The sequence below is a fragment of the Trinickia sp. genome (genome assembly GCF_057351765.1).
In genome coordinates, this window is record NZ_JBMRBK010000054.1 from 1 (window position 1) to 16,993 (window position 16,993).

16 protein-coding genes and 3 tRNA genes are annotated in these 16,993 nt (G+C 62.6%); 17 read left to right on the plus strand and 2 right to left on the minus strand.

Annotation, left to right across the window (positions count from 1 at the left end):
- Positions 1 to 58: 58 nt before the first annotated feature.
- The 4 genes from ACO1XS_RS14900 to ACO1XS_RS14915 all read left to right on the plus strand — a co-directional run bounded on the left by ACO1XS_RS14900 (position 59) and on the right by ACO1XS_RS14915 (position 2,627).
- Positions 59 to 313: a formate dehydrogenase subunit delta gene (locus ACO1XS_RS14900; RefSeq protein WP_331572826.1), complete on the plus strand. Its 255-nt coding sequence runs from the start codon at positions 59 to 61 to the stop codon at positions 311 to 313.
- A 9-nt stretch (positions 314 to 322) separates the two neighbouring features.
- Positions 323 to 1,363 (plus strand): 2-dehydropantoate 2-reductase, encoded by a 1,041-nt coding sequence (locus ACO1XS_RS14905; RefSeq protein ID WP_331572698.1) that lies wholly within the window; start codon positions 323 to 325, stop codon positions 1,361 to 1,363.
- Positions 1,364 to 1,699: 336 nt separating this feature from the next.
- On the plus strand, positions 1,700 to 1,930 hold the full coding sequence (locus tag ACO1XS_RS14910; RefSeq protein ID WP_486391047.1) for a hypothetical protein: 231 nt from the start codon (positions 1,700 to 1,702) through the stop codon (positions 1,928 to 1,930).
- Positions 1,908 to 2,627, plus strand: a complete 720-nt coding sequence (locus ACO1XS_RS14915) for a GntR family transcriptional regulator (protein WP_331572700.1) — start codon at positions 1,908 to 1,910, stop codon at positions 2,625 to 2,627. The genes ACO1XS_RS14910 and ACO1XS_RS14915 overlap by 23 nt, the downstream gene beginning before the upstream one ends.
- A gap of 15 nt (positions 2,628 to 2,642) precedes the next feature.
- On the opposite strand, the gene ACO1XS_RS14920 is transcribed toward ACO1XS_RS14915, so the two are convergent.
- A complete protein-coding gene (locus ACO1XS_RS14920; protein WP_486391048.1) occupies positions 2,643 to 3,590 on the minus strand; it encodes a LysR family transcriptional regulator in 948 nt (315 codons plus the stop codon).
- Between the two features lie 543 nt (positions 3,591 to 4,133).
- Between ACO1XS_RS14920 and oxlT the strand changes: the two genes are divergently transcribed.
- Complete coding sequence (gene oxlT / locus ACO1XS_RS14925) at positions 4,134 to 5,432, plus strand: oxalate/formate MFS antiporter (RefSeq protein ID WP_486391049.1); 1,299 nt, start codon at positions 4,134 to 4,136, stop codon at positions 5,430 to 5,432.
- Between the two features lie 246 nt (positions 5,433 to 5,678).
- On the opposite strand, the gene ACO1XS_RS14930 is transcribed toward oxlT, so the two are convergent.
- A complete protein-coding gene (locus ACO1XS_RS14930) occupies positions 5,679 to 6,062 on the minus strand; it encodes a hypothetical protein (protein ID WP_331572706.1) in 384 nt (127 codons plus the stop codon).
- Positions 6,063 to 6,325: 263 nt separating this feature from the next.
- Here ACO1XS_RS14930 and ACO1XS_RS14935 point away from each other — a divergent pair, with 263 nt between their 5' ends.
- The 12 genes from ACO1XS_RS14935 to ACO1XS_RS14990 all read left to right on the plus strand — a co-directional run bounded on the left by ACO1XS_RS14935 (position 6,326) and on the right by ACO1XS_RS14990 (position 16,917).
- Positions 6,326 to 7,039: a GntR family transcriptional regulator gene (locus ACO1XS_RS14935; protein WP_486391050.1), complete on the plus strand. Its 714-nt coding sequence runs from the start codon at positions 6,326 to 6,328 to the stop codon at positions 7,037 to 7,039.
- Between the two features lie 221 nt (positions 7,040 to 7,260).
- Positions 7,261 to 9,003 (plus strand): oxalyl-CoA decarboxylase, encoded by a 1,743-nt coding sequence (gene oxc / locus ACO1XS_RS14940; RefSeq protein WP_486391051.1) that lies wholly within the window; start codon positions 7,261 to 7,263, stop codon positions 9,001 to 9,003.
- 32 nt (positions 9,004 to 9,035) lie between these two features.
- Positions 9,036 to 10,286, plus strand: coding sequence for a formyl-CoA transferase (gene frc, locus ACO1XS_RS14945; RefSeq protein WP_331572712.1), 1,251 nt, complete (start codon positions 9,036 to 9,038; stop codon positions 10,284 to 10,286).
- A 67-nt stretch (positions 10,287 to 10,353) separates the two neighbouring features.
- Positions 10,354 to 10,785: a PAS domain-containing protein gene (locus tag ACO1XS_RS14950; RefSeq protein ID WP_331572714.1), complete on the plus strand. Its 432-nt coding sequence runs from the start codon at positions 10,354 to 10,356 to the stop codon at positions 10,783 to 10,785.
- Positions 10,786 to 10,814: 29 nt separating this feature from the next.
- Complete coding sequence (locus tag ACO1XS_RS14955) at positions 10,815 to 11,090, plus strand: hypothetical protein (RefSeq protein WP_331572716.1); 276 nt, start codon at positions 10,815 to 10,817, stop codon at positions 11,088 to 11,090.
- Between the two features lie 92 nt (positions 11,091 to 11,182).
- Positions 11,183 to 12,430: a formyl-CoA transferase gene (frc, locus tag ACO1XS_RS14960; RefSeq protein WP_331572830.1), complete on the plus strand. Its 1,248-nt coding sequence runs from the start codon at positions 11,183 to 11,185 to the stop codon at positions 12,428 to 12,430.
- 133 nt (positions 12,431 to 12,563) lie between these two features.
- A complete protein-coding gene (locus ACO1XS_RS14965; protein ID WP_331572718.1) occupies positions 12,564 to 13,343 on the plus strand; it encodes a fumarylacetoacetate hydrolase family protein in 780 nt (259 codons plus the stop codon).
- Between the two features lies 1 nt (position 13,344).
- Positions 13,345 to 14,940: a Re/Si-specific NAD(P)(+) transhydrogenase subunit alpha gene (locus ACO1XS_RS14970; RefSeq protein ID WP_486391052.1), complete on the plus strand. Its 1,596-nt coding sequence runs from the start codon at positions 13,345 to 13,347 to the stop codon at positions 14,938 to 14,940.
- A 13-nt stretch (positions 14,941 to 14,953) separates the two neighbouring features.
- On the plus strand, positions 14,954 to 16,345 hold the full coding sequence (locus ACO1XS_RS14975) for an NAD(P)(+) transhydrogenase (Re/Si-specific) subunit beta (RefSeq protein WP_486391053.1): 1,392 nt from the start codon (positions 14,954 to 14,956) through the stop codon (positions 16,343 to 16,345).
- Positions 16,346 to 16,549: 204 nt separating this feature from the next.
- Positions 16,550 to 16,625 (plus strand) — tRNA-Glu (locus tag ACO1XS_RS14980).
- Between the two features lie 77 nt (positions 16,626 to 16,702).
- A tRNA-Asp gene (locus tag ACO1XS_RS14985) sits at positions 16,703 to 16,779 on the plus strand.
- A gap of 62 nt (positions 16,780 to 16,841) precedes the next feature.
- Positions 16,842 to 16,917: transfer RNA gene (locus ACO1XS_RS14990), tRNA-Glu, on the plus strand.
- Positions 16,918 to 16,993 lie beyond the last annotated feature (76 nt).

Here is a 16,993-nt window from a genome sequence, read left to right on the forward strand (position 1 = left end):
CGCGAGCGCGGCGCGGCCCATGCGGGCACGGGCAAATGAGCACAGTGAGAGACCGACGATGAACGAGCAGCACCTGATCGAGATGGCCAACCGCATCGGCGAGTTCTTCGAGTCGATGCCCGATCGCGACGAGGCCCTCGCCGGCATCGCCGAGCATATCCGCTCCTTTTGGGAGCCGCGCATGCGACGCGTCCTACTGAACGCGCTCGACGCGGCCAGTGCGTCCACGATGCGCGAGATCGTTCGCGAGGCGCTTTCGCTGCGCCGCGCCGAACTCGAGCCGCGCGCCACCGCTTTCGTGACTTCACTTTAGGGAACCCATATGAAGATCTGTGTATATGGCGCCGGCGCGATTGGCGCTTACATGGGCGCACAGCTTGCGCTGGCCGGTGCCGATGTGAGCTTCATCGCGCGTGGCCCTCATCTCGCGGCCATGCAGAAAAATGGCGTCCGGCTTCAAACGGAAGAGGGCGAGCGTGTGGTCAACGTGCGGTGCACGTCCGATCCGCGCGAGCTTGGCGAGCAGGACTACGTCATCGTCGCACTCAAGGCGCATTCCGTGGCCGGCGTCGTCGACGCAATGCAGCCGTTGCTGGGCCCGAATACCGCGATCGTGACGGCCATCAACGGCATCCCGTATTGGTACTTCTATCGCCATGGGGGCGTATTCGCCGGCACCATGCTCGACAGCGTCGATCCGGGCGGCACGCAATGGAAACGCCTCGGGCCCGAACGCGCGATCGGCTGTGTGCTGTATCCGGCTGCGGAGATCGTCGAGCCCGGTGTCGTACGCCATGTCTACGGCAAGAAGTTTCCGATAGGCGAGCCGAGCGGCGAGAAAACCGAGCGCATCCTCGCGTTGCAGGAAATGATGGTGGCGGCCGGCTTCGATGCGCCGATCCGTGACGACATCCGCGATGAAATCTGGCTCAAGCTCTGGGGCAATCTCTGCTTCAATCCGATCAGCGCATTGACGCATGCGACGCTCGACGTCATCACGAGCAACCCCGGCACGCGTGCCGTGTCCCGAACGATGATGCTCGAGGCAAAGTCGATTGCGGATCGCTTCGGAGTGCATTTCCGCGTCGATGTGGAGCGGCGCATCGACGGTGCGGGCGCCGTTGGGGCGCACAAGACTTCGATGCTTCAGGATCTCGAGTCCGGCCGTCCGATGGAAATCGATCCGTTGCTGACCGTCGTGCAGGAGATGGGCCGCCTCGTTGGCCAGGCGACCCCGATCATCGACACCGTTCTCGCGTTGATCAAGCTCCGGGAGCAAACGGCGCAGCACGCGCTTGCGCAGACAGCCGCCCGGGCCGCCTCGCAGCCTCCCGGCGTCACGCAAGGGGCTCGCGCGGCGTAACGCATCGTAGGGGAACTGCTTCCCGGCCGATTCCCGCCAGCCTTTTTTCTCTCCCGCACCCCGTTGCCGCGCCTGCGGCGACGGTGTCCGCATCCCGAAGTCCGCCTGATTCCCTTTTTGGTGCAAGCGATTACCCGCTGACATCCGTGCGGCGCGGTATCCTGTCGGTCGTGCGTCGCCCGGTACTCCGCGTGCGTGGGGCTCCTCCTCGTACGCGTGTCGCTGAAACAACGGATCGCGGCGATGCCGTGAAATATCACATACAAAATATTGACGGCCGCCGCGTCGCAGCATTACCATGGCTACCATCTGATCAAACTTCTCCTGGAGTGGGAAATGGAACTGGTGGAACTTCCGAACTTGTCGTTGCTTTCGCTCGCGGCCGTCGGTCTTGGCAGCCTCGTTACCTACTTGATTTCGCAATGGCTGCCCGCATCGGTCGCGGATCTCGCGGCCAAACACGGGCGTTTCGTCGGCCTGGGCGAAGTGGAGGGCGCCGGCGTGCACGCTGGGGCACGCCCGGGGCGGACTCGTGAGGCACTAAATGTCGTCAGAACTGCTAACTAAAACTACCGCTTCACCGCTCACGCTTTCGCTGAAATCGATCGGCGCGAGCGTCAGCTTGCGCGATCAGGCTTATGCGATGCTGCGCAAGGCGATTGCGGACGCCGATATCTACGCGACGCGGGAGCCCGTGAGGCTCGATGAGCGCATGCTGAGCGAAACGCTCGGCGTCAGCCGAACGCCGATTCGGGAAGCGATGACGCTGCTCGAACAGGAGGGTTTTTTACGCACGGTTCCGCGCCGCGGGATTTACATCGTGCGAAAGAGCCGGCGCGAGATCGTCGAAATGATCCAGATGTGGGCCGCACTCGAGAGCATGGCGGCGCGCCAGGCGACGCTGCACGCGACGGACGAGGAAATCGCCCGTTTGCGCCGCATGTTCGACAACTTCCGCGATACGACTCCCGCCGAGCATATCGAAGAGTATTCGGATGCGAACATCGCGTTCCATCAGGCGATCGTCGAACTGTCGAAATCGCAGATCATCCTCGAAACGATCAAGAACATCTTCGTGCACGTCCGGGCGATCCGGCGAATGACGATTTCGCAAAGCGACCGTGCCGCTCGCTCGATCGTCGACCATCTGCGCATCATCGAAGCGCTCGAAAAACGCGATACCGAGCTGGCGGAGCGACTCGTCCGTCAACATTCACTCGATCTGGCCGATTACGTCGACGCGCATTGCGATTTTCTCGACTGATCGCGCGGCCCGGGTTCAGGCGTGCTTCGCGGTCAGCGCGCCAACCCGGGTAATCTGCTCGAGCAATGCCGCGCCTTCGTCGATCAGGAAACGCTTGAAGGCTTCCGCAACGGGAGGCAGGCGTTTGTTCTTGCGGTGCACGACATACCAGTTGAGCATGACGGGGAAGCCCTCGACGTCGAGCACGACGAGATTGCCGACTTGCAATTCGAGACTGATCGTGTGAGCCGACAGGAAAGCGATGCCCATACCCGCGATCACGGCTTGCTTGATCGTCTCGGTGCTCTTGATCTCCATGGCCACCTTCGGGTGCTCGAGCCGGCCGGAGAGTCCCTCTTGCATCGAATTCCAGGTGTCCGAGCCGCGCTCGCGCACAATGAACGGCTCGTCGGCCAGTTGTGCCATGGTGATGAAGCGTTTCGACGCGAGCGGATGCGTCGGTGCCGCGACGATGACATAGGGATGGGGCGCGAACGGCTCGGTCGTGACGTCCATATTGACCGGCGGGCGGACCATGACCGCTAAGTCGGTCTGATTCGTCGATAACTGCTGAAGCAATTCCTCGCGGTTGTGGACCGCGAGATTGAATGTCACCCCGGAATAGCGGCGTGTGAACTCGGCGAGCAAACGTGGAAAGAAATAATCGCCCGCGCTGATGACGGCGACATTGAGCGTACCGCCGGAGATACCTTTGAGCTGGCTCATCGCTTCGTCCTCCTGCTGGAATTGCTGAAGGATCGTGCGGCTGAACTGCAGCATTTCGGTGCCGGCCGGCGTCAGGTAGATTTTCTTCCCAAGCTGTTCGAAAAGAGGCAACCCCGCGTGCTCTTCGAGTTGAGCAACCTGCGTGGAGACCGCCGGCTGCGTCAGATGAAGCTCCTCTGCGGCACGTGAAAAGCTCAGGAGGCGGGCAACCGTTTCGAAGACCTTCAGCTGCCGAAGCGTTGCATTTCTGATAGTCATGGCCGAAGCGGGTCCATAAGCAAAACTGGATCGTCATCGTAACAAACTTCAGGTTTTCCTAACTTAGCAAAGACCCTATGCGTCGGCCCCTTTTGCCGACGAAACGCACTTTGCGCACATTAGGGATAACACCCGGCAGGAGCGACCTGACTTGCGTAGGCGAGAGACCGGCAATCCCGCAACGTGTTGCGCCGTGGGCCCCGAGCCGTGCTCGGGCGGTCCATAAGTGAAAGTGAATCGAGACGGTAACAAACTTTGATTATCGGTAATTCATCGCTGCCCCTAGCATGCGTCTATGCAATCAGGCTTTGTCATCGAACAGGAAAGCGCGCATCGGCGCCGCGCCGCGCAGCAAGGCGGCTCGAGCCCCGGCGCGAGTCTGTCACGTCGATGCCGTCGGCCGGTTGCCTTTTCACTCATCGCATTCAAGGGCTCAGGCACTCACTCGATTTTATAAATGATTCATAAAGAATGAATGAATTAAGAGTGTAGGCCCGTTGCGCCTCTCGCTTTTCAATAATTAGATGGATGGAGACGAAGCAAATGGACGGAAACGTTGCATTTTGGAAGGGCAGGTGGTCTCAGCTGTTCATCGGCATGCTCTGTATGGCACTCGTGGCCAACCTTCAGTACGCGTGGACACTGTTTGTCGCACCGATGCAGGCGCGGCACCATTGGGAACCTGCGTCGATCCAGCTGGCTTTCTCGATCTTCATTCTGACCGAGACCTGGCTCGTTCCCGTGGAAGGGTGGCTCGTGGACCGCTTCGGCCCGCGGCCGGTGGTGGCGCTCGGCGCGGTTTGCGCGGGCCTGGCATGGGTCATTTATTCGTTTGCCACCACGCTGCCTGAGCTCTATGCAGCCTCGGTCATCGCCGGAGTCGGGGCGGGATGCGTCTATGGTACGTGTGTCGGCAATGCGCTGAAGTGGTTCCCCGATCGCCGCGGTCTCGCGGCGGGGCTCACTGCCGCCGGTTTCGGTGCGGGTGCGGCCGTCACCGTGATTCCGATCGCCAACATGATCACGCGCTCGGGCTACGAACACACGTTCTTCTTCTTCGGCATTCTGCAAGGCGCCTCGATCTTCGTGCTCGCCATGCTGCTCGCCAAACCGACGGGCCGCGGCGCGGTCGCGCCCAAGCGCAAGTTCGCGGTCACGAAGGTCGACTACACGCCTGGTCAGATGGCTCGTACGCCGGTCTTCTGGGCCATCTATATCTCGTTCGTCGCTGTGGCGGCCGGCGGGTTGATGGCAACGGCGCAGATCGGGCCGATCGCCAAGGATATGGGCCTGGCGCGCTTGCCGATGACGCTCTTCGGGCTGACGTTGCCGCTGCTGACGATGACGCTTTCGATCGACAACATCTGCAACGGCTTCACGCGGCCGCTGTGCGGCTTCGTCTCGGACAAGATCGGCCGTGAAAACACGATGTTCATCGTCTTCATCGGTGAAGGCCTCGCGCTGCTCGGCCTCATGCAGTACGGCACGAACCCCTATGCGTTCATGACGTTCGCGGCGCTGATCTTCCTGTGCTGGGGCGAAATCTTCTCGATCTTCCCCGCCATCTGCGCGGACACGTTCGGCAGCAAATTCGCCGCGGGCAATGCGGGGCTGCTCTATACAGCCAAAGGTACCGCGTCGCTGCTCGTGCCGCTCGCATCGATCCTGGCCTCCGCCGGCGGATGGAACGCGGTGTTCCTGGTGTCGGCCGCCATCACGATCACTGCGGGGGTCGCGGCGAAATTCCTGCTTGCCCCCATGCGCTCGCGTTGGATCGAGGCGCAGGGGGAGGGTGAATCGTTCGTTGCGGCACCTCGTTCGTCGTCGTCGCTGACGCATTGATCGCAGGCTAATGGGCGCCTTGCTCGGTTTCGGGCAAGGCGCCCAATGTTTTTGGACGGACGGATTGCGCGAGCTCGACTCGCGCGCAGCACTAACAAGACACGGCAAGCCTCGGCAAGTAACAAGCCTCGACAAGTAACAAGCCCCGGCAAGTAACAAGCTCCGGCAAGTAACAAGCAACAAAAACGCCGCGCGATGAATGCGCGGCGTTACGAGAAAAGATTAGGAGTACTGATGAATACCGGATCAGGCGCCGGCGAGCATGGGCAAGCTGTAATCGGTCTGGACCTGCGTATCGCGCGCGCGGACCTGCACGACGGAGGGGCGGTTCGTTTCCATGTGGATCGCCGTGTCGAGAATCGGCAGCGGCTCGGGGCGCTGCGCGTTTTTCCTCGTCAGGATGGCGTGGCTCAGGAATTCCGGGCTGTAGGCCTTGAGCAGATGCGGATGGTGAGTCTCGATGTACGTCACGATCCGCATCGCTTCGTCCTCGATGCAGGCAAGCGATGCAAGCGTGCGCGCATCCCACCGAAAGCGCAGTCCCAACTCCTCAAACGCCATGTTGTAGGCGCACACATGCGCGTGCAGATCGGCCTCGGCCTCGCGCCCCTCGATGAATGCCTGGCTCATAGCCCTTTCCTCCGGATCGATGAATCGGTGAATCGATGATTTGACTAGAGCATAAAGCGCCGATTGGATAGTCGATAGTTAAAGTTTTATTGGAAAACCATAAGGCAATACATATGGATACCCACGCCAGCCGCGCTGCGGCGGCCTCGCTGCAACGACCCGCCCCTCTTTCCTCGCGTAGCCACTGCATCGGAACGCTTGGGTCTGGTAGATATCTGATATACAGTATTGAGAATATCGAAGAGGCGAGGGGACAGAGAGCCATGGAGAGGGAAGCTGAGAGCCGCGGTGTACCGGCGGCATTGACGTTGGCGCCGATCGGCGCCTCGGCGTCGCTGCGCGACCAGGCCTACGCGAGCCTGAAGCGTGCGATTGCCGAGACGGACATTTACCGTTCGCACGAGGCGGTCCGCCTCGACGAGAAGGAGCTGGCCGAGGCGCTCGGTGTAAGTCGTACGCCCGTGCGCGAGGCCATGACGTTGCTCGAACAGGAAGGGTTCTTGCGGACCGTGCCGCGGCGCGGCGTCTACATCCTGCGCAAGACCAAGCGCGAGATCGTCGAGATGATCCACATGTGGGCGGCGCTCGAAAGCATGGCCGCGCGTCTCGCGACGCTGAGGGCGACCGACGAGGACCTCGCGCGGCTGCGGCGGCTCTTCGACGACTTCGGCGAGACGGCGCCCGCGGACCAGGTCGAGGAGTACTCCGAGGCGAATATCGCGTTTCACCAATCGCTCGTCGAGTTGTCGGACTCGCCGGTTCTCATCGAAACGGTCAAGAACATCTTCATGCATGTGCGCGCGATCAGGCGCATGACGATCGCGCGCAGCGATCGCGCCTCGCGCTCGATCGGCGATCACATGCGAATCATCGAAGCCCTCGAGGCGCGCGATACCGAGCGCGCCGAGCGCCTCGTAAGACAGCATTCGCTCGATCTCGCGGCGTTCGTCGAGGCGCATTGCGACTTCCTCGATTGAAGCAGCGGTATCGGTAAAGCAACGGAATCAGGGCGAGCTCGAGAGGCGGCTCGCTTGTGCACCGCAACCGAAAAACGGTCAGCGGTGGGTCGCGTCGAGGGCTGAGGGGAATCGCACTGCAGCAACGTTCAACGGGCCGCAAAAAAAGCCTTGACTAATACTGTGTGTGGAATATTGTATATCACCAGAAACACCAAACATCTGCGCCAAGGAGGCAAGACATGGCAGAAGTCGTTGGGACGATCGAGCCGGAGACGATCCCCGCTACCGAAACACCGCCGATGACCGACGGCTTTCATCTCGTCATCGACGCATTCAAGCTGAACGGCATCGAGACGATCTACGGGTTGCCGGGCATTCCCGTGACCGACCTTGCGCGTCTCGCGCAAGCCGAGGGCATGCGGGTCATCAGCTTCCGACATGAGCAAAACGCAGGCAACGCCGCGGCAGCCGCGGGTTATCTCACGCAAAAGCCAGGGCTTTGCCTGACGGTTTCGGCGCCTGGCTTTTTGAACGGATTGACCGCACTTGCCAATGCGACGACGAACTGCTTTCCGATGATTCTCGTGAGCGGCTCGAGCGAGCGCGAAATCGTCGATCTGCAGCAGGGCGATTACGAGGAGATGGACCAGCTCAATATCGCGAAGCCGCACGCGAAGGCTGCATTCCGCGTCCTCCATGCGGAAGACATCGGCATCGGCGTGGCCCGCGCGATTCGTGCGGCCGTCTCGGGCCGTCCCGGCGGTGTTTATCTCGATCTGCCCGCCAAGCTCCTGGCGCAGACCATGGATGCCGCGGCCGGCCGGAAATCGCTCGTGCGCGTGGTCGATGCCGCGCCGCGCCAATTGCCCGCGCCGGAATCGGTGAGCCGGGCGCTCGAATTGCTCAAGCGCGCCAAGCGTCCGCTGATTCTGCTCGGCAAGGGCGCGGCCTATGCGCAGGCCGACGCCGCCGTCCGAGAGCTGGTCGAGAAATCGGGCATTCCCTATCTGCCGATGTCGATGGCCAAGGGCCTGTTGCCTGACAATCATCCGCAATCGGCGTCCGCGGCGCGTTCTTTCGTGCTCGCCGAATCGGACGTGGTCATGTTGATCGGCGCGCGCTTGAACTGGCTGCTCTCGCACGGCAAGGGCAAGACCTGGGGCAGCCCGAAACAGTTCATTCAGATCGATATCGCTCCGACCGAAATCGACAGCAACGTGGCCATCGCGGCACCGGTGATCGGCGATATCGGCTCGTGCGTCGCGGCGCTCGCCGAAGGCATTGGCGCGGATTTCCCGAAGCCGGCGGCCGATTGGCTCGCAGCCGTGGCCGAACGCAAGAACAAGAACCTGACGAAGATGGCGGCCACGCTCGCGGCCGATCCCACGCCGATGAACTTCCACAGCGCGCTGAGCGTGCTGCGCGACGTCGTCAAGGCCAACCCCGACATCACGATCGTCAATGAAGGCGCCAATACGCTCGATTACGCGCGCAGCATCATCGACATGTACCAGCCTCGCAAGCGGCTCGACTGCGGCACGTGGGGAATCATGGGTATCGGCATGGGCTTCGCGGTGGGCGCTGCCGTCGAAACCGGCAAGCAGGTCATCGCGATCGAGGGCGACAGCGCCTTCGGCTTCAGCGGTATGGAAGTCGAGACGATCTGCCGCTACGACCTGCCCGTGTGCATCGTCGTGTTCAACAACAACGGCGTTTATCGCGGCACGGACGTCAACCCGTCGGGCGGAAAAGACGTCGCGCCGACGGTGTTCGTCAAGGGCGCGCGCTACGACAAGATGATGGAAGCGTTCGGTGGCAAGGGCTATCACGTGACGACCACGAAAGCGCTCCAACAGGCACTCGACGAAGCGATCGCGGTCGGCAAGCCGGTGCTCATCAACGCCGTCATCGACGAATCGGCGGGCACCGAAAGCGGCCGGCTGACCAACCTCAATCCGCAAAGCGCGGCAAGCAAGAAATAACGCTCGAGATTCCCATACATCAGGAGAAAAAAATGAGCCTTCCGTTAGACGGCATCAAGATCATCGATTTCACGCATGTTCAGGCCGGCCCCGCCTGCACGCAGCTGCTCGCCTGGTTCGGTGCGGACGTGATCAAGGTCGAGCGCCCGGGCGCCGGCGACGTGACGCGCAATCAGCTGCGCGACATTCCCGACGCTGACGCGCTGTACTTCACGATGCTCAACAGCAACAAGCGTTCGCTGACGCTCGACACCAAGAAGCCCGAGGGCAAGGCGGTGCTCGAAAAGCTGATCCGCGAATCGGACGTCCTCGTCGAGAACTTCGGCCCCGGCGCACTCGATCGCATGGGCTTTTCGTGGGAGCGCATCAAGGAGCTCAATCCGAAGATGATCGTGGCATCGGTCAAAGGCTTCTCGGAGGGGCATCACTATTCCGATCTGAAAGTGTATGAGAACGTCGCCCAGTGTGCGGGCGGCGCCGCCTCGACGACCGGCTTCTGGGACGGCCCGCCGACGATCAGCGCGGCCGCGCTCGGCGATACCAACACCGGCATGCATCTTGCGATCGGCATCCTGACGGCGATCATCGGCCGCCAGAAGACGGGCAAGGGGCAAAAGGTGGCAGTCGCGATGCAGGATGCGGTGCTGAACCTGTGCCGCGTCAAACTGCGCGATCAGCAGCGTCTCGAGCGCGTGGGCTTCCTGAAGGAGTACCCGCAGTATCCGCACGGCACGTTCACCGACGTCGTACCGCGCGGCGGCAATGCGGGCGGCGGTGGGCAGCCGGGCTGGGTGCTCAAGTGCAAGGGCTGGGAGACGGATCCGAACGCCTATATCTACTTCACGGTCCAGGACCATGCGTGGGAACCGATTTGCCGCGCCCTCGGCCGTCCGGAATGGATCAACGATCCCGACTACATGACGCCGGAGGCCCGTCAACCGCATATCTTCGACATCTTCGGCAAGATCGAAGAGTGGCTTGGCGACAAGACGAAGTTCGAAGCGGTCGACATCCTGCGCAAGTTCGACATTCCGTGCGCGCCGGTGCTCAGCATGAAGGAGCTGGCTTATGACGAATCGATGCGCAAGACGGGTTCGATCGTCGAAGTGCCGCACAAGGTACGCGGCACCTACCTGACGGTTGGCAGCCCGATCAAGTTCTCGGACCTCAAGCCCGAGATCACGTCGTCGCCGCTGCTCGGCGAGCACACGGAGGAGGTTCTGCAACAGCTTGGCTATACCCAGGAACAGATCTCCCAAATGAAGGAGATCGGTGCCGTCTGACGGTCTGCGCGAAAGCGGCGGGGGCGGTCGATATACTGCCCCCGTCAATACGAATGGGATATGCGCCATGAAAACGACAGTCGATTTGCAGCAGTTGCTTTCGGTTATCGGCGATGCGGTCGTCGTCTCGGACGCCGAGGGCAGCATCACGTTGTGGAACCCCGCGGCCGAACGCATGTTCGGCTTCACGGAGCAAGAGGCGCTCGGCCAGTCGCTCGATCTGATCATCCCTCAACGCTTGCAGCAGCGTCATTGGGACGGCTATCGGAAGACGATGGAGACGGGCCAGACGCGCTACGGCAACGACGTGTTGAAGGTACCGGCCGTGCACAAGGATGGCCGTGCGCTGTCGATCGCGTTTACGGTCGCGCTGCTTCATTCGGCTGACGGCGCATTGACGGGGATCGTCGCGGTGATTCGCGACGAGACGAGCCGCTTCCAGGAAGATCGCAATTTGCGCAAAAGGCTCGCGGAGCTCGAAGCGCGCGCTGGCGCGTGAAGCGCGGCTCGGCCGGCAAGCCGCACGCGATGCGGGAGAGCACAACGAAGGGGCGTGTGATGCAGGTGGAAATACTGGGCCGGTTTCGGCTCGAGCTGTCGGCGAGGCAACTGATCGACAACGGCGGATGGACAGCCTTCGCGGCGGTGCGCGATGCGGCGGACGGCGAGCCGCAGGAGCATGTGAGCCTGCTGCCGTTTCAGCGGGTCGTCGACGATGCGGTCTTCGCGAGCGAAGCCGCCGCGCTCGCGGCGGCGCGCCGGGCCGCGATGGCGCTCGTCGTCTCGGCTGGATCGTCGCGCTGACGGACTCGCACACCGCCGACCGACTGGGAATGCGGCACCTTGCGCCATCGCAATCGGCGCTGATCGATACGAATGAATATTGGAGACAGGAAGTGGGCAAGGCATTGAAGGGGGTGCGTGTCCTCGATTTCACGCATGTGCAGTCCGGGCCAACCTGCACGCAGCTACTGGCCTGGTTTGGCGCGGACGTCATCAAGGTCGAGCGGGCAGGAGCGGGCGACGTTACGCGCGAACAACTGCGCGACATTCCCGATGCCGACAGTCTTTACTTCACGATGCTCAATCACAACAAGCGTTCGGTGACCATCGACGCGAAGCATCCCGAAGGCAAGAAAGTGCTCGAGGCATTGATCCGGAAATGCGACGTGCTCGTCGAGAACTTCGCGCCGGGCGCGCTCGAGCGCATGGGCTTCGGCTGGGAGCGCATACAGGAGTTGAATCCGCGCATGATCCTCGCTTCGGTCAAGGGCTTCGGGCCGGGACCGTACGAGGACTGCAAGGTCTATGAAAACGTCGCCCAGTGCGTGGGCGGCGCGGCGTCGACTACGGGTTTCGACGATGGGCCACCCGTCGTCAGCGGAGCGCAGATCGGCGATAGCGGCACCGGGCTGCATCTCGCGCTCGGCATCGTGACGGCGCTTTACCAGCGCACCGTTACGGGCCGCGGACAGTACGTGCTGGCGGCCATGCAAGACGCCGTGCTCAACCTTTGCCGCGTGAAGCTGCGCGATCAGCAGCGCCTGGATCGAACCGGTGTACTGCGCGAGTATCCGCAGCATCCCGCGGGCACCTTCGGTCCGGCCGTGCCGCGTGCGGGCAATGCGTCGGGCGGCGGCCAACCGGGCTGGATCCTGCGCTGCAAGAACTGGGAGTGGGATTACAACGCCTACATCTATTTCATTGCGCAGGCGCCCGTGTGGGGCAAGATCTGCAACGTCATCGGCAAGGAGGAGTGGGTCACCGATCCCGATTACGCGACCCCCGATGCGCGGTTGCCGCGACTCAAGGATATCTTCGCCGAGATCGAACGGTGGACCATGAGCAAGACCAAGGTCGAGGCGATGCAGATTCTGAACCGCTACGACATCCCGTGCGGTCCGGTGCTGTCGATGAAGGAGATCGCGGAGGACGAGTCGCTGCGCAAGACGGGCACGATCGTCGAGGTCGATCATCCGGTGCGCGGGTCGTACCTGAGCGTCGGTAACCCGATCAAGCTCTCCGACAGCCCGACCGTCGTCACGCGCTCGCCACTGCTTGGCGAGCATACGGACGAAGTCATGGCGGAGCTCGGATTTTCTGCCGATCAGATTGCGGAGCTGCGCGCGGCAGGCGCGATCTGATCGGAACTGCACCGGCGAAATGCGGCGGCCCGCTCGGCGGGCCGCGCATCGCGCCGCGTTGCAACGGGCGGGCATTGCGTTGCATCGCATCGGCTCGCCCGACAAGCCCAATTCAACTTCAGGAGATATCCCGATGAGTTCGTGGATACGCTTTCACTCGTCCGGCGGAAGCGTCGGCTTCGGTGTACTCGAAGACGATTGCGTGGCCGAGTACGAGGGCGATATGTTTGGCGCGGCTCGTGCGACCGGATCCCGGCGGCGGCTCGAGGACGTGCGGCTCGTGAGCCCGTGCGCGCCGACCAAGGTCATCGCTTTATGGAACAACTTTTACGCGCTGGCCGAAAAGCTCGGCAAGGCGGCGCCTTCGCATCCGCTGTTTCTGATCAAGCCTCCGATGTCCGTGATCGGCCCGGGGCAGCCGATCCGGCGGCCGACCGGCTACGGCGGCAAGATCGCTTATGAGGGCGAACTCGGCATCGTGATCGGCAGACAATGCCGCGACGTGTCCGTCGACGAGGCCGCGGCCTGCATCTTCGGCTACACCTGCATCAACGATGTCACGGCTGTCGAGCTGCTCAACGAGGATCCCAACTTCGCACAATGGTGCCGGGCGAAGGGGTTCGACACGTTCAGCTGCATCGGCCCGGCCATCCGCACCGATTTCGACTGGCGCAACGCCCATGTCGTGACGCGCCTCGACGATGTCGAGCGGCAGAATTATCCGCTGGCGGACATGATTTTTTCGCCCGAGGCACAGGTGAGCATGATCTCGCATGACATGACGCTGATGCCGGGCGATGTCATCGCGTGCGGGACGTCTGTGGGCGTGGGTTCCATCAAGGATGGTGCCGAGGTCAGCGTGTCGATCGAGGGCATCGGCGCCCTGTCCAACGTGCTTGGTGCGAGGGGCTGATATGGCGATGACCATTGCGGTGCCGAAAGAGGTGCATCCGGGCGAGCGGCGCATCGCCGCCACGCCCGAGACAGTCGCACAATTGCGCAAGCTCGGCTATGAAGTGAGCGTCGAAACGGGAGCGGGTGCGGCGGCCGCGTTCGATGACGAAGCGTATCGCGCGGCGGGTGCTCGGATCGTCACCGATGCGCGCGCCCTATGGAACGAGGCCGATGTCGTCGTCAAGGTCCGGCCGCCCGAGCACCATCCGGCGCTTGGGGTCGACGAGGCCACGCTCCTCGGACCGGGCGCGACGCTCATCGGCTTTCTCTGGCCTGCGCAGCATCCCTCGCTCGTCGATGCGCTGGCCGCTCGCGGCGCCAATGCGCTCGCGATGGATTGCGTGCCGCGTATTTCGCGCGCGCAAAAGCTCGATGCGCTGAGTTCGATGGCGAACATGGCCGGCTATCGCGCGGTGATCGAAGCCGCGTATCGCTTCGGCCGGCTTTTTACCGGTCAGATCACGGCCGCGGGCAAGATGCCGCCCGCGAAGGTCATGGTCATCGGCGCCGGCGTGGCGGGTCTCGCCGCGATCGGTGCGGCGCGCGGGCTCGGCGCGATCGTGCGCGCTTTCGATACGCGCCCCGAGGTCGAGCAACAGGTGCAGAGTCTCGGTGCCGAGTTTCTGACCGTCGACATCGACGAGGAGGGCAGCGGGGCAGGCGGTTACGCGAAAGAGATGAGTGCGCGCTTCATCGAAGCGGAGATGGCACTGTTCGCGGCGCAGGCCAAGGAAATCGACATCATCGTCACGACCGCATTGATTCCGGGCAAGCCGGCACCGAAGCTGATCACCCGGCAGATGGTCGAATCGATGCGCCCCGGCAGCGTGATCGTCGATATGGCGGCCGAGCAGGGCGGCAACTGCGAGCTGACCAAGCCGGGCGAGGCCGTCGTCGAACACGGTGTGACCATCGTCGGCTATACCGATTTGCCGAGCCGCATGGCAACCCAATCGAGCCAGCTTTATGCCACCAACGTTCGGCATTTGCTGACCGATCTGACGCCGCAAAAGGACGGCACGTTGCGAATCGATATGGACGACGAGGTCGTGCGCGGCGCCACGGTGGTCCATGCGGGCAAGCTCACCTGGCCGCCGCCCGCGCCGAAGCAACCCGCCGTCGCGTTGCATCGCCCCGCGCCGGGCGCGGTACCGCATGCGGTGCCTGGGATGGCCGACAAGAGCGAAGCCGGGACGGCCGCGCGTGCGTCGGGCGCAGCTTCGGCCGTGCTGCTGGGCATCGCCGTACTGGCGCTTCTCGCGTTGGGCGCGCTCGCGCCGTCTTCGTTCGTTTCGCATCTGACCGTGTTCGTGCTGGCCGTGTTCGTGGGCTATCAGGTCATCTGGAACGTGACGCCTGCGCTGCATACGCCGTTGATGAGCGTGACCAATGCGATCAGCGGAATCATCGTCATTGGCGCACTCCTGCAGCTCGGCACCGGCAATGCGCTCGTGACCGTGCTGGGCGGCATTGCGCTCTTTGTCGCGACGATCAACATCGCCGGCGGGTTCCTCGTCACACAACGCATGCTGAAGATGTTTCAGCGCAATTCATAAGGAGTCCTGAGCGATGCTCAATGGAATCGGCAATATCGCGTATCTGGGCGCGAGCACGCTGTTCATCCTGAGCCTGCGCGGGCTCAGCCATCCGGTCAGCGCACGGCGCGGCAATCTCTATGGGATGCTCGGCATGCTCGTCGCGATTGCCGCGACGCTCTTGATTGCGCCGGGCGTGAGCCTCGCGGTCGTGCTCGTATGCGCGGCAGCGGGCGCCACACTGGGGGCGCTGCTCGCCAAGCGCGTCGAAATGACGCAAATGCCGCAGCTCGTGGCCGTGCTGCACAGCTTCGTGGGACTGGCCGCCGTCGTGACGGCCGTCAACAGCTATTTGGCACCGCTCGCCGGGCTCGCGGGCGCCGCGCGCGTCATCCACGAATGCGAGATCTATCTCGGCGCGCTGATCGGGATGGTCACGTTCACAGGCTCGATCGTGGCGTTCCTGAAACTGCAAGGCACGCTCGGCGGCAAGCCGCTCATCTTGCCGGGGCGACATGCACTGAACCTCGGCATCGTGGCTGTCGCGCTTGCGCTCGGTTACCGGTTTCTGACGGCACCGTCGGCCGATGCGGGGTTGTTCGCACTGCTGACGATGATCGTCTTTGCAGGGGCGCTGGGTGTTCACCTCGTCATGGCCATCGGCGGCGCCGACATGCCTGTCGTGGTATCGATGCTCAACAGCTATTCGGGGTGGGCCGCGGCGGCCACGGGCTTCATGCTCGATAACGATCTGCTCATCACGACGGGTGCGCTCGTGGGATCGAGCGGAGCGATTCTCAGCTACATCATGTGCCGCGCGATGAATCGGAGTTTCATCTCGGTGATTCTCGGGGGCTTCGGCACGACGAGCGCCGCGAGCAGTACACAGGCCGCCGGCGAAGTCGTGGCCGCGACGGTGGACGAAGTGGGCGCGTTGCTGCGCGACGCGTCGGACGTCATCATCGTGCCCGGCTATGGCATGGCGGTCGCGCAGGCGCAGTCGACCATCAGCGAAATCACGCGCAAGCTGACTTCGATGGGCGTGAAAGTGCGCTTCGGTATTCACCCCGTTGCCGGTCGTTTGCCCGGACATATGAACGTGCTGCTTGCCGAGGCCAAGGTCCCGTACGACATCGTGCTCGAGATGGATGAAATCAACGACGATTTCGCGCACGCCGACGTGGTGCTCGTGATTGGCGCGAACGACATCGTCAATCCCGGCGCGCTCGAAGATCCCACCAGTCCGATCGCGGGCATGCCGGTGCTCGAAGTCTGGAAAGCGCGCACGGTCGTCGTTTCCAAGCGCAGTATGGCTTCGGGGTACGCGGGAGTCGACAATCCGCTCTTTTACAAGGACAACACACGCATGTTGTTCGGCGACGCCAAAGCCAGCGTCGATGCGTTGCTGCAAGCGCTCGCGGCCTGAAGAGAGCCCGCCGGCGCGCCCAAAAGCGCTTGCGAACAGGCAAAATGGGTGCGTATAATCGCGGGCTTCGCTCTTGCGCAAGTTGCGCTGGGCGGTGAAGAAGAAAATACTTCACAAACGCGGCACGCGAAGATAGAATGGCGATCTTCGCTTTTGACGAAAAGCCGATCGCGGCAGTAAGTCGAGCAGTAACGTGAGAATTTTGTCCCCTTCGTCTAGAGGCCTAGGACATCACCCTTTCACGGTGAGTACAGGGGTTCGAATCCCCTAGGGGACGCCAGACATCGCGGTGCAGCTGAAAAGCGCGCCGCAGCGCCAGAGACAAGACCAACACTCTGGCGTCACGATGCCAAGACTGGAGTGGTAGTTCAGTTGGTTAGAATACCGGCCTGTCACGCCGGGGGTCGCGGGTTCGAGTCCCGTCCACTCCGCCAGACAAAGCCCGTTCAGTTCATGCTTGAACGGGCTTTTTTAATAGAAGTGCAAGCTGTACGTTGTCCCCTTCGTCTAGAGGCCTAGGACATCACCCTTTCACGGTGAGTACAGGGGTTCGAATCCCCTAGGGGACGCCAAACATCGCGGCGCTGCTGAAAAGCGCGCCGCAGCGCCAGAGACAAGACCGACACTCTGGCGCCACGATGCCAAGAC

Excerpts from the sequence above, each read along its gene's own strand:
- ACO1XS_RS14900 (WP_331572826.1), top strand. The coding sequence starts at position 59 with ATGAACGAGCAGCACCTGATCGAGATGGCCAACCGCATCGGCGAGTTC.
- ACO1XS_RS14905 (WP_331572698.1), top strand. The coding sequence starts at position 323 with ATGAAGATCTGTGTATATGGCGCCGGCGCGATTGGCGCTTACATGGGC.
- ACO1XS_RS14910 (WP_486391047.1), top strand. The coding sequence starts at position 1,700 with ATGGAACTGGTGGAACTTCCGAACTTGTCGTTGCTTTCGCTCGCGGCC.
- ACO1XS_RS14915 (WP_331572700.1), top strand. The coding sequence starts at position 1,908 with ATGTCGTCAGAACTGCTAACTAAAACTACCGCTTCACCGCTCACGCTT.
- ACO1XS_RS14920 (WP_486391048.1), bottom strand. The coding sequence starts at position 3,590 with ATGACTATCAGAAATGCAACGCTTCGGCAGCTGAAGGTCTTCGAAACG.
- oxlT (WP_486391049.1), top strand. The coding sequence starts at position 4,134 with ATGGACGGAAACGTTGCATTTTGGAAGGGCAGGTGGTCTCAGCTGTTC.
- ACO1XS_RS14930 (WP_331572706.1), bottom strand. The coding sequence starts at position 6,062 with ATGAGCCAGGCATTCATCGAGGGGCGCGAGGCCGAGGCCGATCTGCAC.
- ACO1XS_RS14935 (WP_486391050.1), top strand. The coding sequence starts at position 6,326 with ATGGAGAGGGAAGCTGAGAGCCGCGGTGTACCGGCGGCATTGACGTTG.
- oxc (WP_486391051.1), top strand. The coding sequence starts at position 7,261 with ATGGCAGAAGTCGTTGGGACGATCGAGCCGGAGACGATCCCCGCTACC.
- frc (WP_331572712.1), top strand. The coding sequence starts at position 9,036 with ATGAGCCTTCCGTTAGACGGCATCAAGATCATCGATTTCACGCATGTT.
- ACO1XS_RS14950 (WP_331572714.1), top strand. The coding sequence starts at position 10,354 with ATGAAAACGACAGTCGATTTGCAGCAGTTGCTTTCGGTTATCGGCGAT.
- ACO1XS_RS14955 (WP_331572716.1), top strand. The coding sequence starts at position 10,815 with ATGCGGGAGAGCACAACGAAGGGGCGTGTGATGCAGGTGGAAATACTG.
- ACO1XS_RS14965 (WP_331572718.1), top strand. The coding sequence starts at position 12,564 with ATGAGTTCGTGGATACGCTTTCACTCGTCCGGCGGAAGCGTCGGCTTC.
- ACO1XS_RS14970 (WP_486391052.1), top strand. The coding sequence starts at position 13,345 with ATGGCGATGACCATTGCGGTGCCGAAAGAGGTGCATCCGGGCGAGCGG.
- ACO1XS_RS14975 (WP_486391053.1), top strand. The coding sequence starts at position 14,954 with ATGCTCAATGGAATCGGCAATATCGCGTATCTGGGCGCGAGCACGCTG.